The organism is Thermogutta sp. (assembly GCF_014359955.1).
In the GTDB taxonomy this organism is placed as follows: Bacteria; Planctomycetota; Planctomycetia; order Pirellulales; family Thermoguttaceae; genus Thermogutta.
The window spans coordinates 1-3,110 of record NZ_JACIYL010000532.1 but is presented as its reverse complement, the minus strand read 5'-3'; the positions used below and the strand labels follow the sequence as shown (position 1 = coordinate 3,110).

At 57.4% G+C, this 3,110-nt stretch carries 2 protein-coding genes and 1 pseudogene; all 3 read left to right on the top strand.

Annotated elements, in window-relative coordinates; translation table 11 throughout:
* A pseudogene (locus tag H5U08_RS14035) lies at positions 1-1,394 on the top strand (hypothetical protein); the annotation flags it as partial.
* Positions 1,395-2,165: 771 nt separating this feature from the next.
* Positions 2,166-2,519, top strand: coding sequence for a YbaB/EbfC family nucleoid-associated protein (locus tag H5U08_RS14030; protein WP_297034315.1), 354 nt, complete (start codon positions 2,166-2,168; stop codon positions 2,517-2,519).
* 159 nt (positions 2,520-2,678) lie between these two features.
* Positions 2,679-3,110, top strand: a 432-nt coding sequence (locus tag H5U08_RS14025) for a sulfatase-like hydrolase/transferase (RefSeq protein ID WP_297034312.1), incomplete at its 3' end; no start/stop codon positions are given.

Genomic DNA, 3,110 nt, shown 5'->3' with positions numbered 1-3,110 from the left:
AGCGGTTCGACTTCGCCGGTATCGAGAGTCAGACAATCGTTGCCCGTTTGAAACAGATTCTTGAAGGCGAAAATGTCGCGGCGGAAGCCGGTGTTCTGGAACTGCTGGCGCAGCGGGCGGGCGGATCCATGCGGGACGCCCAGTCCCTTCTCGAACAGTTGCTCGCCTTCGCGGACAAGGAGATCAAGCTTCAGGACGTTTACGATCTCCTTGGAATGACGCGGTCGGATGTCCTGGAACTTCTGGCAGAATCCGTCGCCGAGGGAAACGTCGCCCGAGTGCTGGAGACTTTCCACCAGGCCATCACGGAAGGGGCTGATCCGGCTCTGCTCGTCGAACAGTTTCTCACTTTCCTGCGGGACTGCCTGGTTGCAGAAGTGGGGGGCTCCCCGCAACTGTTCCTTACGGCAAAAGCCGAGGATGGCCAACGGGTGCAGACAATAGCCCGAAAGTGGGGACTCCCACGTCTGGTCGCTGCAATGCAGATTCTGGACCACACCCTGGCCAGGATGCGTGCCGTCACTTACGACCGCGTTTTGGCGGAGCTGGCTTTTACGCGGATGAGCCGCCTGGACGACCTCGTTTCCGTCCATCGCTTGCTGGAAATCCTGAAGAGCGGCCAGGCAGAAAACTTTCCGCAACTGTCTTCCGCGGTTCCGTCCGTAGGGGGTGGCGGATCGCAGAGTGGGCGTACACCTCAGCCCCGCAGCGCGCCGGCTCGCAGTGCTGTTTCACCTCCGGCTCCATTCCTTCCAAGCCCTGGAAATGCCCGTTCGCCATCCGAATCTGGTGGCAATTCCAGGCAGGCCATCGACAAGATGAAAGAGGAGGTGGCTCTCCAGCGGCAGAGGGCCTTCGGAGCCGGTTCCGCAGAAACGGAGGCCGGCGAGCCAGGCAGGAATGTAACGCAACTGACTCCGGACAATCTGGCGACTGTGTGGAAGCACGTTTACGAAGCAGTCGGGGGAATGGTGGCGGAACACGCGAAGGCCTATCATAATCTTCTTCTCGAGGACGGTGGCAAACTCATCGTGACGTTTCGGAAGGATCACAAATTCTCGTGTGACTATTGCAGCCGTCCTGAAAATCAGGAGAAATTCAACCGAGCGATCAGGGAAATCGTCGGACATCCTGTCAGGCTGGAATTTGTGGTTTCTGAGGAGCCAGATGCAGAGGTCTCGCCCCGGCCGTCTGTCGCAGGGGAACGTTCCCTCTTCGATGTGCTTCAGGAACCAATGATTCGTAAGACGGTGGAGATATTTGGCGCAAGACCAGTGGCCATCCTGCCGCCGACTAAAAAAACCGTCGATCAGCCCCCCGACACCCCATTGGAAATGGAAGCCGGGGAACCTGCCGATTCCGTGGACGATGACAGCGATGATTTAGAAGATTGACTTCCAGGCTGACGCTCTGGCGCCGGAAGGGAACACCAACCAGTAGAAACTAATGGACAATTCTCGCGTTCCTTGCCGGGCATGCCCACTCAAAAGTGGGAACGCCGTGTTAGTGGACAGTTACCCTTGCCAGACCTGGGGTTTCAACGGCTTTTGCGTTAACACGGGTACCGCGATAAGCACCCCCGTGGCCTGACAAGGGGCTCTCTGGCTGAGCCACCGCCACTTTTGCAAAAACCGATGACATGCCACGAGCGCAGTGAGTCGTAGGGGTCATTCATGAATTGTCCCTACCAGCGAACGGTTTTTGTGTTCGCGGTGACACACAGGAAACTGCCGTGGCTCGGGTGGAAATGGGCCGCCAGTCCCTCTCATGATTGGGCGGCAACCGGGACGCTCGATCGGTGTGGAACCCGGGCCCATTGGAGGGACGCCTTCCACAGCGTCCGTCGAACACGAAGGGACACGCCTGTTGCGCCTGCCGATGCGCAACGCAGCATGGACGTTGAGAAGCGAGCCTGACAAGCAGGTCCCTCCAGGCTGCCCCGAACCTCCGTGGACGTCCGTGTTCCCGTCGTCAGAAAAAAGCGGGGAAGGGGCACGGGCTGTGTTGCGGGTGCTTGTCTGGTGGTTTTACGTTAAAATATTTGCGAGCGGTTTATGGCACCCTTTCCAGCGAGATGTTCTCTGGAAGGAACATCCAACGAAGACGCGGTACCAGGAAATAGCGGTCCAGCACTGACGGAGAACAAAGCCAGGACGTTCTGAACCATGCTTAAGGAACTCGCACAACTCACTGCTTTGCTGCGAAACGCGAAAGATATCAGCGAGAAGCTTGAGGGCGTCATTGCCCGACTGAAGGAAGAGCGGATTGTCGGCAGCGCCGGAGGTGGTTTGGTGAAGGTGGAAGTCGATGGTCTTGCCGACCCCCGCCGTGTGACGATTGAACCAGCACTTCTTAAACCGGAGGACAAAGATCTGCTGGAAGAGCTGCTCGTGGGGGCCATGCGAGATGCTATCCAAAAGGCCCGAGAACGCCACATGCAGCTTGTGACGGAGTTTACGGGTGGCCTGCCACTGCCCGGCCTGGATTTGTTCTCGAAATTGCTGGGCACCACGGAATGAACAGGGAACAACCAGGGCTCTGACCGCATCAAAGAATCCCGCATGCATTCTTGGGGCCATCCTGACTGCATGCTTCAAAGCCCCGAAAGGGGGGTGCGACGACAAAAAGAACCGTTTGGTGACCTGTACCATTTGGCGCTTTACAGCGGAGGATTCGCTATGTTAACTCCCATGCGATGGGTCTGTATGCTTGGGGGCCTCTTTTTCTTCGCTAGTGTAAGTGCGGTCACTCTCGCCGATCCCGCCACCGATACACAACTGCCCAATTTCGTGATCATTTTCATGGATGATATGGGCTACGCTGATATCGGCCCGTTTGGCGCGGAAGGTTACGACACGCCCAATATCGATCGAATGGCTCGGGAGGGGCGAATTTTCACCGATTTTTACGTCTCACAGGCGGTGTGCTCGGCTTCTCGTGCCAGCCTGATGACGGGATGCTATAACGTGCGCGTGGGGATTTTTGGGGCACTGGGGCCGGGAGCGCAGATCGGATTAAATCCTTCGGAGGTCACCCTCGCGGAGATCGTGAAGCAAAAAGGGTATGCCACCAGTTGCATCGGTAAATGGCATTTGGGGCATCATCCGAAA